At 44.9% G+C, this 2,597-nt stretch carries 2 protein-coding genes and 2 tRNA genes; all 4 read left to right on the top strand.

Annotated elements, in window-relative coordinates:
- Positions 1 to 145 precede the first annotated feature (145 nt).
- On the top strand, positions 146 to 1,216 hold the full coding sequence (locus HQ48_RS06825) for a phosphotransferase enzyme family protein (protein WP_152568343.1): 1,071 nt from the start codon (positions 146 to 148) through the stop codon (positions 1,214 to 1,216).
- A 269-nt stretch (positions 1,217 to 1,485) separates the two neighbouring features.
- Positions 1,486 to 1,558 (top strand) — tRNA-Lys (locus tag HQ48_RS06830).
- Positions 1,559 to 1,568: 10 nt separating this feature from the next.
- Positions 1,569 to 1,639 (top strand) — tRNA-Cys (locus tag HQ48_RS06835).
- Between the two features lie 311 nt (positions 1,640 to 1,950).
- Entirely contained in the window at positions 1,951 to 2,394 is a 444-nt protein-coding gene (locus HQ48_RS06840; protein WP_044232687.1) for a DUF1810 domain-containing protein, read from the top strand.
- Positions 2,395 to 2,597 lie beyond the last annotated feature (203 nt).

Consider the following 2,597-nt stretch of genomic DNA (forward strand, 5'->3'; position numbering starts at 1 on the left):
CATGTCGATACAGTTAATTACATATTAAAGATAGTAATAATCAGAGATATATACAACGTTTCTAACCGAAAACAGGCAAAATGCCGTGCAACGGTCTCAATTATATTATATTTGTGCCACATTATAAATTATCATACTCATAATGATGAAGGATATAGTCTGTCAATTTATCGACTGTGATCAGTACGGTGGCGTTAGAACCTTTGGTAATGGTCACATCAACGATACTTATGCAGTAGCGGATGCCCAAGGCTTAGATCGTTGGGTGCTACAACGTATCAACCACCACGTTTTCCCTCGTGTAGAGGTTCTGCAGCGCAATGTAGCTATTGTCGCCGATACTATTCGCCGTAAGCTTACAGAGGCTGGAGATCCCGATGTGGAGCGTAAGTATCTCAACTTCTTGCCCCTGAAGAGCAATCCTGAATGCAACTATTACTTCGATGGCGAGAACTACTGGCGTCTATGTACATTCATCCCCGATAGCATGAGCCTCTCGGAGCTATCTTGTGAGTCTGCTCGCTATGCAGGCGAAGCCTTCGGGCAGTTTGAGGAGATGCTCTCCGATATCCCAGAGGGTGTGCTTGGCGATACGATTGTAGACTTCCACAGCATGTCTTTCCGTTTGCAGCAGTTGCGTGAGGGCATCTCTGCCGATCCCGTAGGGCGAGCAGCTAAGGTCAAAGATTTGGTGGCAGAGCTAGAGAAGCGTAGTGAAGATATGCTGCTACAAGATCGACTATATGCCGAGGGTAAGCTACCTAAGCGTACGATTCATTGTGATACTAAAGTGGACAATGTACTTTTCGACAAGAGTGGGCGTGTGCTCTGTGTAGTCGATTGGGATACGGTGATGCCGGGATTCATACTCAGTGATGTGGGTGATTTTATTCGTACGGGCGTTAATCTAGCTCCAGAAGATGAGGTAGATCTAAGCAAGATCGGTGTGAATATGGAGATCTATAAGGCATTCGTCGAGGGCTATCTCTCTACCGCAGGCAAGTTCCTCAACGAAACGGAGCGTAGTCTGATTGCCTATGGTGGTCGCCTAATGACTTACATGCAGACCGTGCGCTTCTTGGCAGACTACATCAACGGAGATACCTACTTCAAGGTGCATCACCCAGAACACAACCTACAGAGAAGTCTGGCACAGTTCCGCTATCTGCAGTGCCTAGAGGAGAAGGCGGCTGAGATGGAAGCTCTGCTAGTCTAAGTTCATCGGCTTAGTAGTATAAATAGCTACACACTTGCCCCAACCTCTACGATATAGGTCGTAGAGGTTGGGGTAAGTTTTTCATATCTCATTGTTGATGCTTGCTGGTAGAGATTTTGTGTCAATATTAAAGTTTTTGTCATCAGCTCTTTATCAGTACAGATGAGATTAAATGAGGGTTTAGTTGGTCAAATTGCTTGTATTATTCGGTTTCTTTTCCTATCTTTGCATCGCAATTCGAGATCAAGTATTGACGATTGCTTAGGGTAGAGTCGCTAGCTCAGTCGGTAGAGCACATCCCTTTTAAGGATGGGGTCCTGGGTTCGAACCCCAGGCGACTCACTCAAAATAAGGTTCCTTGGCCGAGTGGTTAGGCACCGGTCTGCAAAACCGTTTACGGCGGTTCGAATCCGCCAGGAACCTCAAACGAAGCTCCGAAGTCCTTATAAATAAAGGGTTTCGGAGTTTCTCTTTTGCAGGAGGGGCGCAAATAGGGGCGCAAAATTCAAATTTCCCGGGGTGAAGACACACAGCAAGTTAGCTATTTTCTCGCTAGTTTTGACTCTGGGCATAGACAGCTACCAAGAGAAAAAACCTCCCGTTCGAAATCTTTTAACTTTTTACCCTCTTTCCTCTCTTATCAAGCCTTAACTTTTTACAAACCTAGTCCTTGCTCTTCTTGACCCTTACTTTTTACGTAGTATCTTTATGCACAACTACTAAAGAATAAGGTTATGAAATATGATTACAGTCTTAAGAAAGAGTACAATCTCGGTCGCTTCTTACAAGCCCAAGAGTTTAGCTTTGGTCTCGTTAAAAAAGAACTGAAAGAGGGGAGAAAGCGTAGCCACTGGATGTGGTACACTTTCCCTCAGATTAAAGGTTTGGGATATAGCGAGAACTCCAAGTATTATGCGATTAACTCGCTCGAAGAGGCAAAGGCATATCTCGCCCACCCCGTTCTAGGTTCTGGGTTACGAGAGCTTACTAAGATATTGCTAGGATTAGAAGAGTGTAAGCCAGAGCGGATATTTGGAGGAGTAGACGCCCTCAAGCTCCATTCCTCAATAAGCCTCTTTGATATAGTCGAGCCTTACGGTGATTTCTCACGACTTTTAGATAAGTTTTTCGCTGGGAGGAGGGATAAGAGAACCGAAGATATACTTAGAATGCTCTAAAAGGCACTTTTTAGCTGGCAGAGGGCGATAAAAATAGATTTCCAGTATAAGGTATTGGCAAGCGTATATGAGTGCGTATATAGGTCGCAGAAGCGACCTATATGAGACTATTGCGCAATGCGCCGCTCAAAGGTTCTTGTATCTTTCTCGGTGTTTTTTGCGTGTTTGAGCGGCTTGGGGAGCCTTGAATACTATCCCCCTAT

The organism is Porphyromonas sp. COT-290 OH3588, from assembly GCF_000769075.1.
In the GTDB taxonomy this organism is placed as follows: domain Bacteria; phylum Bacteroidota; class Bacteroidia; order Bacteroidales; family Porphyromonadaceae; genus Porphyromonas.